This is a genomic window from Microbacterium schleiferi, assembly GCF_038150145.1.
Lineage (GTDB): Bacteria > Actinomycetota > Actinomycetes > Actinomycetales > Microbacteriaceae > Microbacterium > Microbacterium schleiferi_B.
The window spans coordinates 54,973-75,626 of record NZ_JBBWSA010000013.1 but is presented as its reverse complement, the minus strand read 5'-3'; the positions used below and the strand labels follow the sequence as shown (position 1 = coordinate 75,626).

Annotated in this window: 18 protein-coding genes and 2 tRNA genes; 15 read left to right on the top strand and 5 right to left on the bottom strand. The window is 68.1% G+C overall.

The genetic code is table 11. The annotated features are described in order from the left end of the window. Nucleotides 1–117: 117 nt before the first annotated feature. The 5 genes from AADH62_RS13625 to AADH62_RS13605 all read left to right on the top strand — a co-directional run bounded on the left by AADH62_RS13625 (nucleotide 118) and on the right by AADH62_RS13605 (nucleotide 3,956). Entirely contained in the window at nucleotides 118–1,182 is a 1,065-nt protein-coding gene (locus tag AADH62_RS13625; RefSeq protein WP_341579954.1) for a hypothetical protein, read from the top strand. 20 nt (nucleotides 1,183–1,202) lie between these two features. Next, nucleotides 1,203–2,003, top strand: coding sequence for an inositol monophosphatase family protein (locus AADH62_RS13620; protein WP_228177911.1), 801 nt, complete (start codon nucleotides 1,203–1,205; stop codon nucleotides 2,001–2,003). A 583-nt stretch (nucleotides 2,004–2,586) separates the two neighbouring features. Further along, the gene (locus tag AADH62_RS13615; RefSeq protein ID WP_341579953.1) at nucleotides 2,587–3,702 is read left to right on the top strand and encodes a M23 family metallopeptidase; all 1,116 of its coding nucleotides are present in this window, start codon (nucleotides 2,587–2,589) and stop codon (nucleotides 3,700–3,702) included. 73 nt (nucleotides 3,703–3,775) lie between these two features. Continuing rightward, nucleotides 3,776–3,847 (top strand) — tRNA-Thr (locus tag AADH62_RS13610). Nucleotides 3,848–3,882: 35 nt separating this feature from the next. After that, nucleotides 3,883–3,956 (top strand) — tRNA-Met (locus AADH62_RS13605). A gap of 52 nt (nucleotides 3,957–4,008) precedes the next feature. Here the strand turns inward: AADH62_RS13605 and AADH62_RS13600 are convergent. Then, a complete protein-coding gene (locus AADH62_RS13600; RefSeq protein ID WP_341579952.1) occupies nucleotides 4,009–4,596 on the bottom strand; it encodes a DNA starvation/stationary phase protection protein in 588 nt (195 codons plus the stop codon). Between the two features lie 174 nt (nucleotides 4,597–4,770). Here AADH62_RS13600 and AADH62_RS13595 point away from each other — a divergent pair, with 174 nt between their 5' ends. From AADH62_RS13595 to AADH62_RS13585, 3 genes are all read left to right on the top strand, one after another. Beyond that, nucleotides 4,771–5,136: a hypothetical protein gene (locus AADH62_RS13595; RefSeq protein ID WP_341579951.1), complete on the top strand. Its 366-nt coding sequence runs from the start codon at nucleotides 4,771–4,773 to the stop codon at nucleotides 5,134–5,136. A 59-nt stretch (nucleotides 5,137–5,195) separates the two neighbouring features. Continuing rightward, entirely contained in the window at nucleotides 5,196–5,957 is a 762-nt protein-coding gene (locus tag AADH62_RS13590) for a DUF2510 domain-containing protein (RefSeq protein WP_341579950.1), read from the top strand. Nucleotides 5,958–6,057: 100 nt separating this feature from the next. Further along, entirely contained in the window at nucleotides 6,058–6,855 is a 798-nt protein-coding gene (locus AADH62_RS13585) for a sulfite exporter TauE/SafE family protein (RefSeq protein ID WP_341579949.1), read from the top strand. Between the two features lie 18 nt (nucleotides 6,856–6,873). Here AADH62_RS13585 and AADH62_RS13580 read toward each other — a convergent pair whose 3' ends face one another. Continuing rightward, nucleotides 6,874–9,747, bottom strand: coding sequence for an aminotransferase (locus AADH62_RS13580; protein WP_341579948.1), 2,874 nt, complete (start codon nucleotides 9,745–9,747; stop codon nucleotides 6,874–6,876). Between the two features lie 31 nt (nucleotides 9,748–9,778). Here AADH62_RS13580 and AADH62_RS13575 point away from each other — a divergent pair, with 31 nt between their 5' ends. After that, nucleotides 9,779–10,474 carry a hypothetical protein gene (locus tag AADH62_RS13575; protein ID WP_341579947.1) on the top strand — a complete coding sequence of 232 codons (696 nt, stop codon included), beginning with the start codon at nucleotides 9,779–9,781 and terminating at the stop codon, nucleotides 10,472–10,474. A 3-nt stretch (nucleotides 10,475–10,477) separates the two neighbouring features. Here the strand turns inward: AADH62_RS13575 and AADH62_RS13570 are convergent, their stop codons facing one another. Beyond that, complete coding sequence (locus AADH62_RS13570) at nucleotides 10,478–11,788, bottom strand: glycosyltransferase (RefSeq protein WP_341579946.1); 1,311 nt, start codon at nucleotides 11,786–11,788, stop codon at nucleotides 10,478–10,480. Beyond that, on the bottom strand, nucleotides 11,785–13,938 hold the full coding sequence (locus tag AADH62_RS13565) for a glycosyltransferase (RefSeq protein WP_341579945.1): 2,154 nt from the start codon (nucleotides 13,936–13,938) through the stop codon (nucleotides 11,785–11,787). The genes AADH62_RS13570 and AADH62_RS13565 overlap by 4 nt, the downstream gene beginning before the upstream one ends. Nucleotides 13,939–14,087: 149 nt before the next feature. Here AADH62_RS13565 and AADH62_RS13560 point away from each other — a divergent pair, with 149 nt between their 5' ends. The 4 genes from AADH62_RS13560 to AADH62_RS13545 are packed head-to-tail and all read left to right on the top strand — an operon-like array spanning nucleotide 14,088 to nucleotide 17,350. Next, entirely contained in the window at nucleotides 14,088–15,275 is a 1,188-nt protein-coding gene (locus AADH62_RS13560) for a polysaccharide pyruvyl transferase family protein (RefSeq protein ID WP_341579944.1), read from the top strand. Between the two features lie 52 nt (nucleotides 15,276–15,327). Then, complete coding sequence (locus AADH62_RS13555) at nucleotides 15,328–15,777, top strand: FAS1-like dehydratase domain-containing protein (RefSeq protein WP_341579943.1); 450 nt, start codon at nucleotides 15,328–15,330, stop codon at nucleotides 15,775–15,777. Continuing rightward, the gene (locus tag AADH62_RS13550; protein WP_341579942.1) at nucleotides 15,774–16,199 is read left to right on the top strand and encodes a MaoC/PaaZ C-terminal domain-containing protein; all 426 of its coding nucleotides are present in this window, start codon (nucleotides 15,774–15,776) and stop codon (nucleotides 16,197–16,199) included. The genes AADH62_RS13555 and AADH62_RS13550 overlap by 4 nt, the downstream gene beginning before the upstream one ends. Further along, nucleotides 16,199–17,350: a UDP-N-acetylmuramate dehydrogenase gene (locus AADH62_RS13545; RefSeq protein ID WP_341579941.1), complete on the top strand. Its 1,152-nt coding sequence runs from the start codon at nucleotides 16,199–16,201 to the stop codon at nucleotides 17,348–17,350. Before AADH62_RS13550 ends, AADH62_RS13545 begins: the two co-directional genes overlap by 1 nt. Nucleotides 17,351–17,531: 181 nt before the next feature. On the opposite strand, the gene AADH62_RS13540 is transcribed toward AADH62_RS13545, so the two are convergent. Next, nucleotides 17,532–18,731, bottom strand: coding sequence for a pyridoxal phosphate-dependent aminotransferase (locus AADH62_RS13540; RefSeq protein WP_341579940.1), 1,200 nt, complete (start codon nucleotides 18,729–18,731; stop codon nucleotides 17,532–17,534). Nucleotides 18,732–18,876: 145 nt separating this feature from the next. On the opposite strand from AADH62_RS13540, the gene AADH62_RS13535 reads away from it, so the two are divergent. Then, nucleotides 18,877–19,794, top strand: a complete 918-nt coding sequence (locus AADH62_RS13535; RefSeq protein WP_341579939.1) for an ABC transporter ATP-binding protein — start codon at nucleotides 18,877–18,879, stop codon at nucleotides 19,792–19,794. Beyond that, complete coding sequence (locus AADH62_RS13530) at nucleotides 19,791–20,639, top strand: ABC transporter permease (RefSeq protein ID WP_341579938.1); 849 nt, start codon at nucleotides 19,791–19,793, stop codon at nucleotides 20,637–20,639. Before AADH62_RS13535 ends, AADH62_RS13530 begins: the two co-directional genes overlap by 4 nt. Nucleotides 20,640–20,654 lie beyond the last annotated feature (15 nt).

The window sequence follows — 20,654 nt, the reverse complement described above, 5'->3', positions numbered from 1 at the left end:
TCGTGCCCCTCCCAACCCTCGCCCTCAGCCAGCGCGTCCACAACTGAGGCGAATTGGGGGTTTCGATCTGAGGTTCGCGTGCGAGGATGACAGCGACATCGATCCTCGGGAGGATTCATGACCACGCCGTCGCCTGACGCCCCAGCGCCGCACGTTCCGTCGCCGCCGCCAGCTGCCGAAACCCCCGACCAATCCTTCGCTGCGCGGTCGCCCTATGCCCGGGCGGCGATCTGGGTCGCAGTCGGCGCGCTCGTCGCAGCGGCCCTCATCTGCGTCGTCTGGGTGCTTGTCGGCCCGCAGGCCGGTTCCATCTTCCGCGCATTCGTAACCGTGCTGCTGTTCGCCGGTTTCGCCGGTATCGCGATCATGGAAGCTCGGCTCGCGCCGCGCCGTCCGGCGTGGTTCGCCATCGCCAGCATCGCGACCTGGGTCGTCGCACTGCTTGCGGGAATCATCCTGATCTGGATGCCCGAGCCGTGGTCGTTCTACGAATGGGGTTTCGTCGGCCCCGAACGGTTCCTCCGCTTCCTCCTCGTGGTCCTCGTGCTTCAGCTCGCTCTGCTCCACGCGCGGTTCTTCCTGCGGGCTGCGTTGCGTCAGATCACGCCAATGAACCGCATCCTTGCTCCCGTCACGGTCGGGCTGGTCGCGGTGCTTGCACTGCTGCTGCTGACGCCCCTGGTCTTCAGCGACTGGATCTACTTCACGGAGTTCTACTGGCGCGTGGTCGTGGCGGTCGTGATTCTCGCCGCGGTCGGCACGGCACTGGTGCCCCTGCTCAATCTGCTCTTCGCTCCCCGGCCGATGGGCGGGGTGCCGGCTGCTTCGGTGGCGCCCGCGCCCGCTGCGCCAGCGCGCACTCAACAAGAGTTGCTTCCGTGGCCGATGTACATCGACGGCGTCACGCCCCTGCCGATGCTGCCCGATGGTTCGCCCGACTGGAACGCCTACTACACGGGGCGCCCTACGCCCGGCGCTCAGATCTTCGCGCCGGTCTCACCGACCCCCGCGCCGAGCGCTGCTGCGCCGACTCCCGAAGCCGAACCATCCGCGTCGACGGCCGCTGACGCTGCCCCCGAATCTTCGGTGTCGGTCGATTCGGACACGAGTTCCGACGCTGTGGCGGAGTCGGCCGCGGATGGACCCGCCGACGACTCTGCGGACCCGCCGCGGCAATCGTGATCGGGCGCTAGCGTGAAGAGGTGAACCACCCCGACCCGCGAGAACTTGAAAGTATCGCTGTAGGCCTCGCTCGCGAAGCGGGAGATCTGGCGCGACAGCGACGTAGCGAGGGCGTCTCGATCGCGGCCACCAAGTCCGCCCTCGCCGACATCGTCACGGAAGCCGACCGCGAGGTCGAAGCGCTGATCCGCTCGCGGCTGCGAGCGCTTCGACCGGCTGACGGTTTTCTCGGTGAGGAGTCTGAAGCCGACCCGGGATCCAGCGGCGTCACGTGGGTCGTCGACCCGATCGACGGCACCGTCAATTACGCGTACGGCATCCCGTTCTACGCCGTGAGCATCGCAGCAGTGCAAGGCAGCGCTGCCCCGGAGTCGTGGACGGCTCTCGCCGCGGCCGTGTACGTGCCGTCGCTGGATGAGATGTTCCACGCGGCCCGGGGCGCGGGGGCGTGGTTGGATGAGCGGCGGCTCCATGTTGAGGCTGATGCTTCCGACGCCGGCGCGTTGCTGGCGACGGGTTTCGGGTACGACCCCGCCACCCACGCGGGCGATCTGGGCCGCGTTGCCCGCGTGATGCCGATCGCTCGCGATATTCGCCGCATGGGTGCGGCATCCATCGACCTCTGCTCGGTAGCGGCCGGCCGGGTCGACGGGTACTTCGAGCGGGGGCTCAAGCCTTGGGACCACGCCGCGGCGGCCTTGATCGTGACCGAAGCTGGGGGACGCTTCGAGCTTTTTCCGGCGGACGACACCGGTCGCGTTCTGGTGATCGCCGCGATTCCCGGGATCTTCGAGCGCCTGTCTACACTCGCGCAACCCTGACAACGGATCTGCGGATACCACTGTGGAATCCGCAGAATGGGCGCCGCCCATGGCTTTCTCAGGTGGGAGCAGGTAGCGTTTACCGTATCGTTACCTTCTTTGCGCACCGGTGAAATCCGCGCGGAGCAGGGTGAGAACCATTCGAAACACCCGCGTCGTACCCGAACGACCGAGAGCGAGATCCGTGACCCCCGATATTCCTGCGCCTGACGCAGCGCCAACGCGCCGCTCCAGTCGCACAACCCCCACGCCTGTGCAGGCGTCGGAGGCATCGGGCTCTTCTCGCGCAGACCTGCGCCGCGGACGCCGAGTCGATCCACAAGCCACAGCCGCGGGCCCCGACACGTCGACCGGTTCGCTCGCTCCGAGGCCGGCAGGACTGCGGTCGAGGCCGCACAACGTTCCGCTGACGGATGCCGAAGCTGACGCCCTTTCGGGTGCCGGACTCGATTCTCCCCGCCCGACTGAGCAGGCGACCGCCGCTGCGGAGGTCACTGTGCCAGCCGCGCCGCTGACACGTCGCGCGCGCCGTGCTAGCGCCGTCCCCAGCTCTCCGGTTTCCGAGCCGGTCGAATCTGGCGCGGTGATCGGATTCGTCTCGGTCGGCGACGTTCCCGAGGAAGCTGCAGCAGCGCCCGCTTCTGTCGATGCTGACACCGACATTTCTGGCAACGATGGCGCGACGGTAGCGGAAGTGTCCGACCAGGCCGCTGCGGAGCAGCCCTCGTTCGCCGATGAGCCGGCTGCGCCGGCGGCCGGCGGCAACGGTGACCTCTTCGACGAAGTCGTGCGCACGTTCGGCGCTACGGGGGAGACACCTACGCTTGCGCGGGAGACGTCAGCGGCAGCGGATTCGTCGCCCGCAGATGAGTCCGAGGCCGTTGAGCCCGATCATGTGGCTCGCCGTCGTCCCCGCCTCGGATCCGTGCGCAAGCTCGCAACCACATCGTTCTCGGTCGGCGTCATGGGCATCGTCGGACTGCTCGCCGTCGGCATGACCACGCCCGTTGAGGCTGTCGCAGCTGCCGGCGGCGGCGAAGGCCCCACAGCCTCTATCGTCGCGCTGGCCGACGTCGAACCGACCGCGACGCCCGAAGAGGACATTCAGGCGTACGTTGCGCCAGCCGAAGCATCCACCACTGCTCTCAGCCGTGAGGAAGGCTATTCGGCTGTGTCCATGGCTGAGCTCGCGGTCGAGGCTGGCGTGCGAGAGATCGCGTCGACGTACGTAAACAACGCCGCGGCTGCCGTGCAGTACCCCTTCACGGTCGGAGTTCCGATCAGCTCTCCGTACGGCATGCGGTGGGGCCGGATGCACGAGGGAGTCGACTTCGCGCCCGGTGGGCAGGGCGCTGAGATCCACGCTGTCGCCGACGGTATCGTCCGTATCGCTACCGAGGCCGGAGGTGCCTACGGCGCCCGCGTCGTCATCGACAGCATCGTGGACGGCGAGCTTATTTCCACGAACTATGCGCACATGCAGTACGGCTCGCTCCGCGTTCAGCCGGGTCAGGTCATCAGGCTCGGCGACGTCGTCGGAACCGTGGGTACCACGGGTCGCTCGACGGGTCCGCACCTGCACTTCGAAGTTCTACTGAACGGCAAGACCCCGACAGAGCCGATGGCCTGGCTGGCGGCGCACAACGTGGCATCGACGGTCGTGACCGTGCCCGATGCCCCCGCTGTCGTCAACCAGTAATCACCACAGGAGCGGATTCTCTCCGACGACAGCGCTCTGATATTCTCTTCTAGTTGCCCGCGCGCCGGGCTTCGCCCCGATAGCTCAGTGGCAGAGCACTTCCATGGTAAGGAAGGGGTCGTCAGTTCAATCCTGACTCGGGGCTCGCAGCATCCATCTCGTGACCGACGGATGCCGTGCGGCAGGGTAGCTCAGTTGGTGAGAGCGCACGACTCATAATCGTGAGGTCGCGGGTTCGAGCCCCGCTCCTGCTACGACGAAAGAGGCCCCTGGTGGGCCTCTTTCGTCGTTCCGGGTAGCTGGTGCTCAGCGGCCCTGGGGGGTGCGGCGCTCGGCGCTGACCATCCAAGCGAACTGCTCCATCTGACCGAGAACCTCGTGCAGGATGTCGGCACTCGTGGGGTCTTCGTCATCGACCTCGTCGTGCACCTCACGGCAGGTTGCAACCACCGCTTCGAGACGCTCGGTGATCAGGTCGACGACCTCGTCGGTGTCGATCTCGCCGTGAGGAAACTCGGGGAGCGACGTCGTTTCGGCGATCGTGTCGCTGCGGCCGTCCGGAAGAGCGTGAAGCGCACGCATCCGTTCGGCGACGACATCCGAGAGGCTACGAGCGGCGTCGATGATCTCGTCGAGCTGCAGGTGGGTGTCGCGGAAATTGCGGCCGACGACGTTCCAGTGAGCTTGCTTGCCCTGGAGCGAAAGCTCGAGAAGGTCTACGAGCACGCGCTGCAGGTTTACGCTCAGCTGCTTCGACGCTTGGAAGCCGCTCTCGGCGTTCTGCTCGTCGGTGAGTTTCGCTCCAGCGCCGCCCTTCGCTGCCTTGCGGGCGTTACGGGGCGCTCCGGATGCCGAGGTCTTCGTCTTGGTAGCGGTGTCGGACTGCGTTGCCATCTGTGTTCCTTTCGACGTTCCGTCGAACGGGACTGTATCTCCTCTGCGCTGAAAACACCCGCCCCTTGTCAGCCGCCGCACCGGGTGCTAGCGGCGGGCCGTGCTTACTCGGTCGGTGGCGGGATCGCCCGGAGCGCGGGTGAGGAACGAACGACCGCGCCCTAGACTGCGCTCGTGACAGCATCCGTTTCGCCGGCATCGCCGCCCGTACCCACTGCCCGCCGCATCCCCATCCTCGGGATCATCGCGTTTGTCGCCGCCTTCATCGCCCTTGCGCCTTCGCTTGCGATCTTGCTCATCGGGTTCCTCCCCGAGATGGCAACGATCTGGTGGCTGCTGATCGTGACAATGCCTTTCTCGATCATCGTGGGGGCCATCGCCCTCGTCCTTGCCGTCATCGCGCTGATTCTGGACATCCGCGCACGTCGTGTGCTCGCGTGGTCGATCGTGTCGCTGGTTCTCTCCCTGATCACGGTTCTGGTGCCGCTGTGGCTGATCACCGGTGGCTTCAGCACTGGAGACTATGTCGCGAACTTCTGAGCCCGAGCTCCTCGCGCATAGAGTGAAGGCGACCACTGAGCGACGAGGAACGAGAGCGGATGTCGGCGATTGCCCCCGGCTGGTATGACGACGGTCACGGTGCCCTGCGATGGTGGGACGGCCAGCAGTGGACCGAGCATGTGCAGCCGCACCCGCAGGGGATGCCCGACCCGTGGCAGCGCCCGCGCACAGTGCCCGCGCCGGAGTTCGCCCCGCAACCGCCGAAGGCGCCAGGCGACGCGGCTCCATCCGACGGCGGTCCGGCAGACCAGGGCTCCCCGTCGGGGATTTTCGTGGCTGCTACCGCTCCCCAGCGCAGCCGCACCTGGATCATCTGGGTGATCGTCGGTGTGGCGATGCTCGTTGCGGTGGTTCTCGCGGCAGTGCTCATCCCGCTTGCGATCCTCGGTTTTGGGCGGGTGAGCGCGCCGGCCACGGTCGAACCGACGAACGATGATGAACGCGGCGCCGTCGAGGCTGTGTACGAGTTCGACGAGGCCTGGCAGACCGCCGACTGCGACCTCTTCCTCGGGGTCACGACGGAGCGCCTGCGCGAGATCGTGCAGATCAAGGATTGCGCGACCTTCACGGGGCAGTCCGACGCGTTCACCGAGTGGTACTCGGACTATGAGATCGTCGTGACCGACATCCGTGGCCCGGAATACGAGTACACCGTCGCAACCCAAGAGAGCTACATCGCGCACTTCGACGAGGATGGCAACCCCATCGAACCGGGTGTGCGGGAGGTCGTCGAGTACGAATACACGGTGGTTCCGGATGACGATGGCTGGGCAATCTACGACCTCGTGAGCGTGGAGTAGCCCCGAACCCGTCGCGTCGGGGCGGCTGCCCCAGACCAGTAGCTAGCACAGACGAGTAGGCTGGCACGGCCGGCGTTCCGGCGCCGACGAGAGCGAGCACATGACCACCACACCCCAGCCGCGCACCGCGCGCTTCTACATCGTCGCGATTCTGGTGGGTTTGGCTGCGGGCCTGTTGTCGGGTCTGTTCGGCGTCGGTGGCGGCACGGTCATCGTGCCCGCACTGGTCTTCTTTCTGGGGTTCAATCAGCGACTCGCTGCCGGCACTTCGCTCGCGGCCATCGTTCCGACGGCGACGGTGGGCGTCATCTCCTATGCGATGACCGGCTCGGTGGCGTGGATCGCCGCGATCATCCTCGCCGCTGGCGCGATCATCGGTGCTCAGATTGGCACGTGGCTGCTGCACCGACTTCCTCTTCCGGTGCTGCGCTGGGGCTTTGTCGGGTTCCTCGTGCTGGTGATCATCAGCCTCTACCTCGTGATCCCCTCGCGGGATGCTGAGATCGAATACACGATCCTCTCGGTCATCGGCCTCATCGTGCTGGGCCTCATCACCGGCATCCTGGCGGGCCTTCTCGGCGTCGGCGGCGGCATCGTGGTCGTTCCCGTGCTCATGATCCTGTTCGGGGCGAGCGACCTCGAAGCCAAGGGCACCTCGCTGCTGATGATGATCCCCACGGCGATTTCGGGGACCGTCGGTAACATCCGGCGCAAGAACGTCGACCTGCCCGCGGCCATTGCCATCGGTGTCGCAGCGTGCACGACAACGGCGCTCGGCGCCTGGATCGCGACGCTCGTCGATCCGTTCGTGGGCAATGTGCTGTTCTCGATCTTCATTGCCTTCATCGCGGTGCAGATGGCCCTGCGGGCGATTCGCGCCCAGCGCTCTGGATCCTGAGCGACCGGATGCCGCGCGTCACCAGCCCGTGCTGAGAACCCGGTCGAGCGAATCGACGAAGTAGTCAACCGACTCGAGTGACACGCACAGTGGCGGCTTGATCTTCAGCACGTTCAGGTAGTCACCGGTGGGTTGCATGATCACCCCGAGCGTGAGCAGTCTGTCGCAGATTGCCGCGGTCTCTTCGCTCGCCGGCTCCAGGGTGACGCGGTCACGCACGAACTCGACGCCGAGATACAGGCCCGCGCCGTGCACCGCTCCCACGATCGGGTGGGATCCAGCCAAGCGTTCCAAACTCCGCTTCAGATGCGCTCCGACGACCCGCGCGTTCTCTTGCAGACCCTCCTGCTCGATGACATCGAGAACCGCCAGACCGATCGCCGCAGATACCGGAGAGCCACCCGTCGATGAGAAGAAGTACCCCTGGGTGCGATACCGATCGGCGATCTCCCGGCGGGTGATGACGGCGCCGATGGGGTGGCCGGCGCCGATCGACTTCGCGACCGCAACGATATCGGGCACGACCCCCTGCTGCTCGAACCCCCAGAACCACTCGCCGAGCCGGCCGAAGCCCACCTGCACCTCGTCGGCGATGGCGAGGCCACCGTGGCGGCGAATAGCTTCGTAGACCTGCGCGAGATACCCCGGCGGTAGCGCGACGCCCCCGGCGTTTCCGAAGAAGGTCTCGCAGATGAATCCGGCCGGAGCACGCCCGGATGCGGCAAGTCGCTCGATCACCGCGACGGCTTCAGGTCCGTACCGCTCGGCATCGTCGCCGCGATACGTGCCGCGGTAGGGATTGGCGGCGGCCACGGTGTGCACCCACTCCGGGCGCGTGGACAGCGCGTTCGGGTTGTCGGCGATCGATGTCGACACGGCATCGCTCGCGAAGGTCCACCCGTGGTAGGCCTCGCGCATCGCGACGATGTCGGTGCGGCCCGTGGATGCCATCGCCAGTCGAAGAGCGAGATCCGCTGCCTCCGAGCCCGAGTTGACGAAGAAGACTGTGTCGAGCTCCGCGGGCAGCGTCTGAGCGATGCGCTCGGCGTACTCGGTGATCACGCGGTAGTGGAAGCGAGAGTTGGTGTTGAGCAGGTTGAGCTGTCGGGTTGCGGCATCCGCGACGCGGGGATGCGCATGGCCCACCGAGGCGACGTTGTTGACCATGTCGAGGTACACCCGACCGTCGGTATCGATGAGGAACTCCCGCCACCCGCGCTCGATCCTCGGTGGCGTGTCGTAGTAGTGCTCCTGAACCTCTGCCAGGACTTTGTGACGACGAGCGAGACTGTCGTCCTCGCGCGGCAGCGGCGGTGCCATACCGAGAGCTTCGGAGACGTCGCCGACCACCTCGCGCCAGGCCTCGGCGAGATCTGCGGTGACCCGGGGAGGCGGCGGTTCGTCGCCTGCCGCGTGGCGCTGCACGAACAGGCGCGTGCGTGCCGGAAGCGCCGCATCCGAGCCCTCAGGAAGCCCACTGATCGTGACCACCTCGTCGCCGCTGCCCCAGGTGAGGGCCCCGGCGCCGCTTGTCCACTGGCCATCGTCTCGACCGAGCGCGAGCGGCTCAGCCAGCCAGAGCGTCGTGCCGGTGGGGATCGTCGCCGGAGCAGTCGGGGTTCGAAGCGGCGCCCCGCTCAACAACGCATGCCACGCCGCAACGACGACCGCGCTGGCGCCGGCATCCAGCGTGCTCAACGCAGCCCGGTCGAGCGCCTCCGGGTCGAGCCAGGCACCCCGATCGTTCACGGGTGAGACGGTGCTGGCATCGAGAACGACAGTCTCAGCCGGGAGTGTCATCACGGGAGCGCCCTCCCATGCGCGGGTCGGCGCGGAACTGTCGGGATCCAGCGCCCGACGTATCGCCGCGGTCATGACGGATGCCGGCACCGAGGTTGCCACATCGAAGATCCGGCGCTCGCGATCGAGCGCGTCAGCGGCGTAGTCGTTCGCGTCATCGAGGCGCACCTGCGCGCGCCCGCTCAGCACGAGAGTCGCTCCGCGCAAGACGATGAGTGGCCAGAGGGCCGTGATCTCCTCGTCGGTCAGGGGGCACCGCGCGTGGAAGGCGCGAATCGCAGGCATGACCGACGTCGGATCGGCGCCGTCGTGGTGCAGGACGCAGGATGCCGTGACCGCAATTTCGGCGACGCGCCACGAGTGCATCACGTCGCCGAAATCGATCACGGCGTCGGGGAGGAGCTCGCCCTCGCCGCGCAGCACGTTGTCGTCAGTGATGTCGAAGTGCCCTACCTGCAGAGGAAGGCGAGACTCGACCCGATCGAGCGTCGCGCTGGCCTCGCTCAGCGCCTGTTCTATCGCGGCGCGAACCTCTGCATCCGGCTCATCAGGCAGCAGGGCGTCGATGACCCTGCGTGCATGACGTAGATCCCACTGCAGGGTGCGGCTGCTCGCCGGATGCTCGAAGCTTCCGAGTGCTGCGCTCACCCTGCCCGCAAGGTCTCCGAGGCGTTCGATGACAGCGGGCGGAAGATAGCGGGACCCGGTCAGGGTGTGACCGGAGATGTTCTCCAGCACGCGAGCGTGAATGCGCCCCTGCGAGCTGTCCCACCAGGCCCGCAGAGCACCCCGGGGGCCCGAGAGCACGCGAGGTAACCGCAGCGTGGGATCGGCCATCGCGACAGCCTCCGTCGCGGCATCCTGCATGCGGATCTCGGTCTCGCTGAACACCGGATTACTGAGCTTGAGGACGCCGAGCGGCATGTCGGAGCCTCGCGGGAAGAGACGGAAGTTTTGATCCTGCTGGCTACCGAGAGGAATCGCGACGACGTCGATGCCAAAGGCCAGCTGGCAGAGCTTTTCGACCTCGCCGACGCCGAGGGTCGGAGTCGGCAGTTCCACGTGGTCGAAGTAGTTGAACAGTTCGGGCATGGCGTCTCCTTGGCGGCCCCATGATGGTGGAGTGGATTCTCTCACCCCCGACGATGTTCTGCCGGCTGCCCGAATCGTCTTGCCGTGGCGCCCGGCTCCGTCGCGCATCGATGCGTTCGAGCGTGTGGTCGCCTGGTATCGGGAGAATCTCCCCGAGGTGCCGCTGACGACCGTCGACACCGGTGACGTTCCGTTCGTCCTGGCAGCCTGTCGAAACCAGGCGATGGCGGATGCCGACCCCGACGAGGTCGTCGTGATCGGTGATGCCGACACGATCCCCGAGGTTCAGCCGCTGCGCGAGGCGATCCGCGCAGCGGCGACCAGTGGCGTCGTGCACCTTCCGTATACGGAGTACCGGTGGCTCGGCGCGACGGGCTCCGCCGACTATGCGCGCCGCGTTCCGCTACCCGAGTGCACCGTCGAGCAGTTCGTGTCGGGTGCCTGTTCGGGCGTCTACATCGCGACACCGCGCACGTGGGCCCGCCACGGCGGTCAGGATGCCGGGTTCCGCGGGTGGGGGTTCGAGGATGCCGCCTGGAACCTCGCCCATCAGGCACTTCTCGGCGAGCCGCCGCGCCGCCACGAGGGGCGCGTGTACGCACTCCACCACGTCGGCGAGGTCCGTGCCGGCGCGGGCTACGAGGCCAACGCGGCGCGGATGCAGCAGTACCGGGATGCCGCCGGCGACCGGGCCGCGATGGCAGCGCTCGTCGGCCTCCCCGACTAGCGGCTAGCGCTCGGCGGACGTGGTGTCGGTGAGCGTTCGGTAGGCCCGCTCGGGCCCCGGATCGGCGTGTTGGTCGGCGCGGATCGCGGCGAGAGTCGCCCGCCCCGCCCATGCGGGGTCGACGAGGGCCGAGAGAGCTGCCGCGAGATCCTCGACGCTTGCGGCATTCGGGTCGAGCGCGCGTCCGACATCCTCACGCTCGATCGCTGCCGCCCCCGCGAACTGGTCGGTCGAGAACGGGAGCACCAGGAGCGGCACGCCAGCTCCGACCGCTTCGGTCACGGAGTTGTTGCCGCCGTGGGTGACGGCAGCGGCGGCGTGATCGAGCAGCCGCACTTGCGGCAGATACTCGCGCACGAGCCAGGTTTCCGGGATCGTGCCGAGTTCGGCCGGGTCGGTGGCTCCGGTCGAGATCGCCGCGCGGACGCCGACGCGGCGCAGTGCCTCGGCGACGCGCGCGAGCACGTCGCCGCGAACGGATAGAAAACTGCCGAAGCTGACATACACGAACGGTTCGTCGGCAGCGAGCCACGCATCGATCTCGTCATCAGCGGGCTCGGCGCGACGGGTGGAACCGAGAAAGACGTGCGGGGGTAGCGCCCGCCCATCGGTGAGGGCAAGCTCAGTCGGGTAGTTGTAGAGCACGCGCTCGCCGTGGGTGGCGAACGCGTCCTCGACGCCGCGCGATCCTGGATCCAGGCGCTGTGCTACCTCGTTCCACTGTGCCGTGAACCGCGCCGAGACTTCCACGCAGACGTCCCGGAGCGTACGCAGCTCGTCGGGGTCTGGAGAGAAGGATGCCGGCCACGCCGGAGGGAAGCCATAGACCTCACCGGCAACCGGCAGGGCGCTCGGATGGCCGAGCACCACATCGCCATAGGGGATGCCTGCCGTATGGAGCGCGAGGCGAGCGCTGAAGGCAAGGTGATCGACGAGGATCGCGTCGGGTGCGACATCCTCGATCACCGCGAGGGTTGCCCGGGCACGATCCTCGGGCTGCCACATGAGGTCGGTGAGGCGCTCCCGCGCCTGATAGAGCAGAGTCGGGATCATCCCGTGACGTGTGGCGGCGAAGAACCCCTCGAGAGACGCCGCCTCGTCGGTCTGTTGCTGCGCCGTGCGGATGATTCCCGCGTTCGCGCCGCGACCGAGCGGCAGATCGACCCGCCGGTAGCCGAAGCGCTGCACGATCGGATCGGTCGCGGGGCCCGTCGCGACGACGACCTCCTCGCCGCGCTGCTGCCACGCTGTCGCGAGTGTCGCGAGGGGAAGCAGATGCGAGGCGTAGTCGGGACTGATGACGAGAAGCGTCATGCCACGCCCGCCGCTCGCACGAGCTCGGCCTCCTGCTCAGCAACCTGCCAATACACCGGAGCGAGCGCTGCCGCCATGGCCTGGATCGTGAACCGCTCGGCGACCATTACTCGAGCTCGCTCGGCGATCGCGGGGTCGGCCAGGGCTGCGCGATCCAGCGCGCGGTGGGTCGCCTCCGCCAGCGCGTGGACATCCCAGGTCGCGGTGAGAAACCCGGTGTCCTGGTCGGCAACGTACGTCGCGGGTCCGCCACCGTCGGGGGCGACGACAACAAGTCCCGTCGCGAGGGCCTCCAGCAGGGCGATGCCGAACTCCTCCTTGATGCTCGCGCAGACGTACACCCCGCGCCCGGCCACTCTGCCGGGGATCCCGAGCCGGGCTGCAGCCACCCAGCGGGCGGCGACGTCGTTGGGGCGGTGTCCGGCGAGGATGAGGCCGCGTGCCGCGCGCTTGGCGGAGGGAACCACGACCTCGATGCGGTCGAGCTGCTCGCGCTCATCCAGCGAGGGGTTCTCGAGGTCACCGCCGATGATGAGCAGGTTCGCACGCTCGGACAGCGCGCTGCCGGCCCACGTCTCGGCGAGCGTCGCCATTCCCTTCACGCGGTGCATGCGGCCGACGCTCACGATCAGCGGCAGATCACGCCGATCCGGCGCCAACCCCGCCACCAGGTCGGCAAGCTCGCGCAGCGCGGGGTCGGCATCCGTGGCCCCTGCTGACACGAGGGCGACGGATCGATCGACAACCGCGAGGTCGACCCCTTCCGCGACGATCGTGTGTCGTTCCGGGACACTGTCGATGTCGACGCCGACCAGTGATCGGATGTCGTCGGCAAGGTTCTGGCGCGGGAACAGCACGCTGTGCGAGGCGGAGCCCGCGAGCGAGCGCACCAAACTCGTGCGGAACCAGAAGTGCTCGGCGAGGTCGGTCTCGCCGAAGTTCTCGCGGGTGAGGGTGCCCGCCCGGTCGAGCGACTGGATGACTGCATGGGGGTCGGGTGCGAGGGTGAAGACCGTCGGGATTCCGAGCTCGCGTGCGACGTCGGCTGCGGCGAGTGACCCGACGTCGGCCATCCGCAGGTGCAGCACGTCGATGTGACCGGCCGCGCGCAGGAGGCGACGGATGCCGCGCCGGGCCCGAACTCGCAGGGGCCATGCCGCAGCCGACGGCGTGGGGCGCGCCGCGAGCGGAACATGGCCGTAGACGTGCCCGCCGCTCTGGGAGGCGACATCGAGGAGGTCAGCCGTTGCCTGCGAGATCGAGCCGCGCGAGAGGGTCAGGACGCGTTCGACCGCACCGGGCTCGTGAGTGAGAGCATCGCCCAGGCGCACGAGGAGGGTGGCGATCCCGCCGTTATCCCCGGCCCCGGCGGCGCTCAGCGACGGGTCGATGTCGGCGTGCAGGAAGAGCTGGGCAACGGTGAGCCCGCTCGAGGTGTCGCGGGCGGGGTGAGCGAGAGCCGGCCCAAGGTCGATGACAGCCAACCGTGCGTGGTCAGACAGGGGTCCGTCGGCAGTGACGAGGTCCTCGAGCGCACGCCGCACCCCGGGCTCGCCCGAACGCTGACCCAGCGCCGCGATGGCGGCTTCGCGCACCTCGATGGCTTCTGTGTCGGTGCGGGCAATGGCCAGCAGTGTGTGCGTCGCGGACGGCTGGCGCACGAGTCCCAGCGTCTCGACCAGGCGGGCCCGGCCCGCGGCATCTGTCGCCTCCGTCGATACGGCCAGTACCGACTCCAGCGCGACCGCCAGCACGTCTCCCGCCGCGACTGACCACTTCTCGAGCGTGCGCTGCGCGAGCATCCCGGTGAACCCACCGCGGTCGACGAGGGCGATCAGGCGTGCGATCGCCGAGAACCGTGGCAGCCCCTGGCCGAGCGCCCAGGCCGCGTGTTCGTGGATGAAGGGGCGTGGGTCATCGAGCAGCGAGACCAGGCGCGCGGCTGCCTGCTCGTCGAACATCTCCGACAGGGCGTGCACCGCGGCAATCGCGGCGATGTCGTCGGTTCCGGCCAGGGCTGCCGAGAGCACCCGGAGCGTACGCACGCCCGGATCGCGGCCTGCCTCGAACGCCAGATCGTCGGCAGCACGCAACGCCTCGACGATGGTTGCGGCGCCGGTCACCTGGTCCATCGCTGCCTGAATCCCCATGGCGGTCCTTTCCTCGCGCGTCCCGGCGCCGCCACCCGGACAGGGTGATCGTACTGCCCGAACGCGAACGCTGTGCCACATCCCCTTAGGGTTGACAACGCCACCGATCTGTGGCGTCTTCCCTCGTCCTGGCAATGCTGGAGAAGCCCGTGTCTGTTCTCATCATCGGTGACGTCGGCGTGCTCGATGGCATGTTCCATATCGGCGACGAGGCGATGTTCGAGGTCGCCGTTGATGAGCTCTCTGAGCGGGGTCTCTCGCCCATCGGGGTGAGCTCGAATCCCCCCGAAACGGCGGCGCGCTACGGCATCCCGGCACTCCCGCGGCTCGGGTTCGCGGGACTCGATCGTGCCGAAGCCGCGCGGCGCGCCGACCACCTTCTCGCGGTAGCCGCGGGCTCGGCTGAGCTCTCGCCGGACGATCCGGCAGCCGAGGTCTTCGCGACCCTTGAGGGGGCGCGCTTGCTCGTCAACGCGGGTGGCGGAAATCTGGCTACCCGCTGGCACAGCCACGTGTTCGAACGCACGACCCTGGCACGCGTGGCTCGTGCGAAGGGAGTGCCGGTCGCGGTCACGGGGCAGACCCTCGGCCCCGACCTCGACACACCCGATGACGTAGCGGTGGCACGGATGCTGCGCGAGGCGGCTCTGGTCGGTGTGCGAGAGCCTGACACGGCAGCCCTCGTTGACTCCTGGGGTCTGAGTGCGACGCTGAACGTCGATGACGCGTCCTTCCTCGGCCTCGGCGCAGCGGGGGAGACCGGTGCGTCAGCGTCGCGCGGGGGAGTCGTCGTGAGTCTGTCGGGCTGGTTCGCGGGGCGACCAGCCGACCAGGTCGAGCAGCACATTGCCGAGCTCGCGGATGCTGCAGCACGAACCGTCGGACCGGTGGCGTTCCACGCACACTTCGGGCCGCTCGATCCCGCCGCGCCCCCGCGGGGCGATGCCGCCCTGCACGAGAGGATCAGGCAACGGATGTCGGAGCCCTCGATCGTCATCCCCACCGGAACGTCCCGTGAGGCGGCGGCGCTTGTTCGCGGTGCCGCCCTGCTCATCACAGGCCGCTACCACCCTGCTGTCTTCGCCGCGCCGGCCGGCACGCCCGTGCTCGCACTGTCGGCCGACCAGTACACGCGCATCAAGCTCGGGGGAGCCCTCGGTCACTGGGGCCAGACCAGCGTGCTCGATCTCGACGAGCTGCCGGGCGCGCCGCGTCGGCTCGAGACGCTCGTCGCCGACACCGCCGCCATTCGCGCCGAGGCAGCCGCCCGCCTGCCGCGGCTGCGTGCGGCATCCCGGCAGTGGTGGGACCGGGTCGCGGCATCCGTCCGCAACTGACCCGTCGACCGCCGTCCCAGGACGCTTCGCCCTCCCTCGGTAGGATGGCCTGGTGTCTGTGAACCCTGAACTGGTCGGGCGGGACTTCCCGCCGACCGCCCCGTATCTGGTGGGACGAGAGAAGGTCCGGGAGTTCGCGCGAGCTGTGTTCGCCGACGACCCGCAGCACACCGACCCTGGCGCCGCTCAGGCTCTCGGATACGCCGATGTCGTTGCCCCGCCGACCTTCGCGATGGTCATTCAAGACCTCACGCTGCAGCAGCTGCTCACCGAGCCCGATTCGGGAATCGAGTTGCACCGACTCATCCACGCCGAGCAGCGTTTCGCCTACACGCGCCCGATCGTCGCGGGCGACGAGCTCGTTGCGACCCTCGCGATCACGCAGGTGCGTCCGTTCGGCAAGGGCGCGATGGTCACGAGCGAGGCCACCATCACGGATGCCGATGACGCTCACGTCGTCACGGCGACCTCCGTGCTGCTGGTGGGAGGAGACGACGAATGAGCGCGCACACGATCGACTCCGCCGAACTTGCCGTCGGTGACATTGTGGCCGAACGCGCGGTGCACCTCACCCGCGAGTCGCTCGTGCGCTATGCGGGAGCATCCGGCGACTTCAATCCGATTCACTACCGCGATGACGTCGCGGCATCCGTCGGTCTTCCCGGCGTGCTCGCCCACGGGATGCTGACGATGGGCTTGGCCGCCGAAACTGTCGTGCCCTGGCTCGGCGATGCCGGCCGCATCCTCGAGTACGGCGTCCGTTTCACCCGGCCCGTCGTCGTCGACCCAGATGCCGGAGCCGACGTCGCCGTGCAGGGCAAGGTCTTCGCGCTCGACGAGGATTCCGTGACCATCGAGCTGAGCGTGACCGCCGCCGACACCGCCGTGCTGGGCAAGGCGCGCCTGCGCGCTCGCCGAGGCTGATGCCCGAGATCGCACCCAGGCCGCTGTCGAGCCTGACCACGCTGCGCACCGGGGGTGAGCCCGCTCGGATGTGGGAAGCCCACGATCGCGACGAACTGGTCGCGGCGCTGCGGGACACCTGGGCGACGGGGGAGCCGTGGTTCGTCCTCGGCGGCGGATCGAACCTGTTCGTCGGCGATGAACCCTTCGAGGGCACCGTGATCCGCATCCTGACCCGCGGCATCGAACGGTTGCCCGCGCCCGCGCCGCAGGTGGCGCGGCTGCGCATCCAGGCCGGTCACGACTGGGATGACCTTGTCGCGTACACGGTGGCCGAGGGGCTCTCGGGGATCGCCGCGATGTCAGGCATCCCGGGCACTGTCGGCGCGGCTCCCGTCCAGAACGTGGGCGCGTACGGTCAAGAGATCGTGCAGACCCTCGTCGAGGTCGAGCTGATCGACGAGAGCACGGGCGAGGTGTCGACAGTTCCCGCCGCAGAGCTCGGACTCGGCTTCCGTACGTCGGTGCTCAAACATCACCACGGCTCCGAGCCGCTTCGGCGCGCGGTGATCCTGTCGGTCACTCTCGATCTGCTCGAGGTGGGGCCGGCTTCCCGACGGCTGCGGGGTGCCCAGCTTCGGCAGGCCCTGAGCCTGGAGGAGGATGACGCCGTCACCCTGCAGTGGGTGCGCGACCACGTTCTGGCAACGCGCGCCCGCAAGGGCATGGTGCTCGATGACGCCGATCCCGATACCTACAGTGCGGGGTCCTTCTTCCAGAACGCCGTCGTCTCGGCATCCTTCGCCCGAACGCTCCCGCCCGAGTGCCCGCGGTGGCCGGTTCGTCCCGACGGCGCCGATGCGACCTCGGAACCGGTCCGGATCATCCCGCTCGACACCTTCGACGGGCACATCCCGCCCGCTGAGGTCGACGATCCGGATGTCAAGGTCAGCGCCGCGTGGCTCATCGAGCACTCCGGTATCCGCAAGGGTTTTCGCCTGCCGCGCTCGCGGGCGGCCCTGTCGAGCAAGCACGCGCTGGCGTTGACCAACCACGCCGGCGCGACTGCCGAAGAGATCGCCGAGCTCGCCCGCTTCATCCAGGGCCGGGTGCAGGCCGAGTTCGGACTCCTCCTGCAGCCCGAGCCGGTCCTCGTCGGCGTCGACCTGTAGGGCCCCCGGTTCCGCCCGTCGGCTCGGCTCGGCTCGTCGCGTCGGCTCGGTCCCGTCGCAACGGCGCATGGATACGCCGACACCCCGGCCCGTAGTGCTTGCGCCCGGGGTGTCGGGAAAAGGATGCGCCGTTGCGACCACGTCGCGGGTGCGGGGATGACCCGCAGGGCTGGCGGACTTGCTAGGAGAACAGCCCCTGCATCCGTCGCACACCCTCGAGCAGGGCGTCATCGCCGAGCGCGTACGACATCCGCAGATACCCGCTGGGCCCGAAGGCCTCACCCGGGACGACTGCCACCTCGATCTCATCGAGGATGAGGTCGGCAAGCTCCAGCGAGGTCTCGATGCGCTTTCCGCGCCACTCGCGCCCCAGCAGACCCTGGACGTCTGGGTAGGCGTAGAACGCACCGAGGGGAGTCGGAACCGTGACCCCGGGGATCTTCGCCAGCTCCTCGACGATGACGCGGCGTCGCCGGTCGAAGGCCTGTCGCATCTGCTCGGCTTGGTCTTGGGGACCGGTGAGCGCGGCGATCGCCGCGCGCTGGGCGATGTTGTTGACGTTGCTCGTCAGGTGCGACTGCAGGTTCGCCGCGAGCTTCATCGCGTCGGCGGGGCCCACCATCCAGCCCACACGCCATCCCGTCATCGCATACGTCTTCGCGACACCGTTGACCAGGATCGTCTGCCCCGCAAGCTCCGGAACGGACTGCACGATCGAGACCGCGGTAGCACCGTCGTAGACGAGGTGCTGATAGATCTCGTCGGTGATGACCCAGATGCCGTTCGCCAGGGCCCACTCGCCGATCGCGCGGGTCTCCTCCTCGGTATAGACCGAGCCGGTGGGGTTCGACGGTGAGACGAAGACGAGGGTCGTGGTGCGCTCCGTGCGCGCAGCCTCCAGCTGCTCGACAGTCACCTTGTAGTCCTGGTCGGCGCCGGCGAAAACCTCGACCGGGATGCCGTCAGCAAGCTGGATAGCCTCGGGATATGTCGTCCAGTAAGGCGCCGGCAGCAGTACCTCATCACCCGGGTTCACAACGGCCTGGAAGGCCTGGTAGACGGCCTGCTTGCCGCCGTTGGTCACGATCACCTGGGATGCTGCGACCTCGATTCCCGAGTCGCTGCGGGTCTTCTCGGCGATCGCCTGACGCAGGTCTGGAAGGCCGACAGCCGGCGTGTAGCGGAAGTTCTTGGCATCCTTCAGGGCCTCGGCGGCGGCATCCACGATGAACTGCGGCGTCGCGAAATCCGGCTCGCCCGCCGCGTAGCTAATGACCGGCCGGCCCGCAGCCTGGAGCGCCTTTGCCTTCGCGTCGACCTTCAGGGTCGCGGACTCGGCGATAGCGGACAGTTTGCGAGACAGGGGAGCACGTTCGGTCACAGAAACACATCGTAGTCGGGGCACATGAGCGACACCCGGATGCATCGCCAGCCGGGCGGCGGGGTGCGGCATCCACCGAATGGGGGATGCCGCACCCGACCAACGGCCGCTGTTGTGGCCGCTGCCGCCGCGGCACGCTGGAGGCATGGAAAACGCTGCTGTGCGGGTTCGGAACCTGCGCAAGACCTACGGATCGCGGGCCGCCGTCGACGACGTGTCGTTCGACATCATCCGCGGTGAGACTTTCGCCCTGCTCGGACCCAACGGCGCCGGCAAGTCCACGACCGTCGAGATCCTCGAGGGATACCGCCGTCGCACGAGCGGCGAGGTGACGGTGCTCGGGGACGACCCCGGACACGGCGGTCTGGCATGGAAGGCGCGGCTGGGCATTGTGCTGCAGACGACCGGCCAGGCAGGAGCCTTCACGGTGCGCGAGCAGTTGCGGCAGTTCGCGGGCTACTACCCCCGACCCCGCGACGTGGAGGAAGTGATCGCCGCTGTCGGGCTCGAAGAGAAGGCGAACACGCGAATCTCCAAGCTCTCCGGCGGGCAGCAACGGCGTGTGGATGTCGCGCTCGGCATCATCGGAAACCCCGAACTCCTCTTTCTCGACGAGCCCACCACGGGGTTCGACCCGCAGGCTCGCCGGGAGTTCTGGAGCCTCATCCGCAGACTCCAGGATGATGGCACCACGATCCTGCTCACCACGCACTACCTCGATGAGGCGGCGCAGTTGGCCGATCGGGTCGCGGTGATCGATCGGGGAACCCTCCAAGCGATCGGGCCGATCGCGACGTTCGGCGGCGAGGGCGCCCGGATGCCGCGCGTCACGTGGCGCGAAGGCGGGACGCTGCGCACCGAGAGCACACCCACGCCCTGGGCCTTTGCCCGGTCGCTTGCCGAACGTCTCGGCGGTGAGCCCGACGAGCTCGAGATCCGCCGTCCCACCCTGGAAGACATCTACCTCGGCATGGTCGACCCGGACGCCGCGGCCACCGCGGACGATGCAGTCGCCCCGGCATCCTCCTCACCCACCTCTTCGATTCCGGAGACACTGTCATGACCGCTCTCACCCTCGCCCCGGCCCGGCTCAGCCCGATGCACGCGGTACGCCACGGCATCCGTCGTATCGGGTTCGAGATCCGCGGCTACACCCGCTCACCCGAGACGATCTTCTTCACGTTCCTCTTCCCGATCCTGATGCTCGCCCTCTTCAGCACCGTCTTCGGCGGCGACGGCGATCAGAGCTATGGGCAGGGACTGCCGGCCCTCTCGGCAGCACAGATGTACCTTCCCGGCATGCTTGCTGCCGGTGTGCTGCTGTCGGGCCTGCAGAACCTCGCGATCGATATCGCCCTCGAACGGCACGACGGCACCCTGAAGCGACTGGGTGGGACGCCGCTGTCGCCGGTGAGCTACTTCATCGGCAAGATCGGTCAGGTGCTGGTCACCGGTACCGTGCAGGCAGCTGTTCTGCTCGCGTTCGCGGGGCTCGTGCTGGGCGTGCCGCTGCCGTCCGACGTGGAGTCGTGGCTGACCTTCGCGTGGGTGTTCGTCCTGGGACTTGCGACCTCAGCGTTCCTCGGAATCGCGATCTCGGCCATCCCCCGCAGCGCCCGGAGCGCCTCGGCCGTCGTCATCCCCGTGGCCCTCGTGCTGCAGTTCATCTCGGGCGTCTACATGTTCTTCTGGCTGCTGCCCGAATGGCTGCAAAACGTCGCGAACCTCTTCCCGCTGGCATGGATGGCCAAGGGAATGCGTGCGGTCTTCCTGCCGCCCGAGTACGCGACCCTCGAGCAGAGTGGCGCCTGGGACCTCGGCGGTGTCGCGATCGCTCTGCTGATCTGGCTCGTCGTGGGCCTCATCATCAGCCGGCTCACCTTCCGGTGGATCCGACGCGACGCGTAGCCTGGGGCGGTCACA